The sequence below is a fragment of the Oleiphilus sp. HI0132 genome, from assembly GCF_001635845.1.
In genome coordinates, this window is sequence record NZ_LWGJ01001584.1 from 1 (window position 1) to 911 (window position 911).

Consider the following 911-nt stretch of genomic DNA (forward strand, 5'->3'; position numbering starts at 1 on the left):
GGAGAAGGAATAAGAGCTGGCTTAGCAAATGCGTCGGCAACATGGAATCCGAGAAGTAACAACAAAGAATAAAGTGGTAACACCTTACCTAGTGATCTGAACATCATTAAAAACCCGATTTTGATTTATATGAACGAAGTGACATATATTGAAGAAAGCAAGTCTAACCGAATTCAGCAATCGATTCATCCATAAGCGAAGACCAATAAGCCAATCTGTATTAAAATTAACGCTTCAGCTAATACAGACTTCTAACGAACAAGAAGAGGTATAAACGAAATGAAGGAACTCAAAAACGGCTCTGTTGACAGCGCACAAACAGTTAAAGCAGGCTGTGGAATTCGCTACGACCCTGAACAGCTAGACGGAGATTGCGGCTTCGATTTTTCACAAGCTGAAAACATGAAGCCTGAGAAAGAAGCCCATATACCTAAGAGCCCGGAGCCAACACAGGACGACTAATCACAACAGGTGCACCAACCTCACTGTCGGATAAATGAGCCTTTAACTTTTCTGCAGCGCTCATGTCATCAACTGGTCCAACTCTGACACGATAGATATTAGCCCCTTCAGCCTTCCCTACAAACGCAGAGTGAGCCAAGCCCATTCTCTGTAGACGCTGGAGAAGGTTATTAGCCGAAGCCTGATTAGATAGCGCCGCCACTTGAACAAAATAGGCTAAGCGGTCTTTGCTTTCTTTTACCCCCGAAGCCTCCTCACCACTCACTGTTGGTTTTGGTACAACGATTGATTCTAGTAAAAGCCTGGCAGTTCCTTTGTTGTGGTAATCCAGCTTCTTGGCTGCGGCATAAGATAGATCTAATATTCTACCTTCATGAAATGGCCCACGGTCATTAACTCTAACCACAACCGACCTTTGATTTTCGAGATTTGTCACCTTCAAATAGGCA

General features: G+C 43.7%; 2 protein-coding genes. One reads left to right on the plus strand and one right to left on the minus strand.

Annotation, left to right across the window (positions count from 1 at the left end; translation table 11 throughout):
* The first annotated feature begins 279 nt into the window (after positions 1–279).
* Positions 280–462 (plus strand): hypothetical protein, encoded by a 183-nt coding sequence (locus A3766_RS24475; RefSeq protein WP_068507906.1) that lies wholly within the window; start codon positions 280–282, stop codon positions 460–462.
* Here A3766_RS24475 and A3766_RS32520 read toward each other — a convergent pair.
* A partial coding sequence (locus tag A3766_RS32520; RefSeq protein WP_197479719.1) for a septal ring lytic transglycosylase RlpA family protein occupies positions 431–911 on the minus strand: 481 nt, incomplete at its 5' end. The genes A3766_RS24475 and A3766_RS32520 overlap by 32 nt on opposite strands.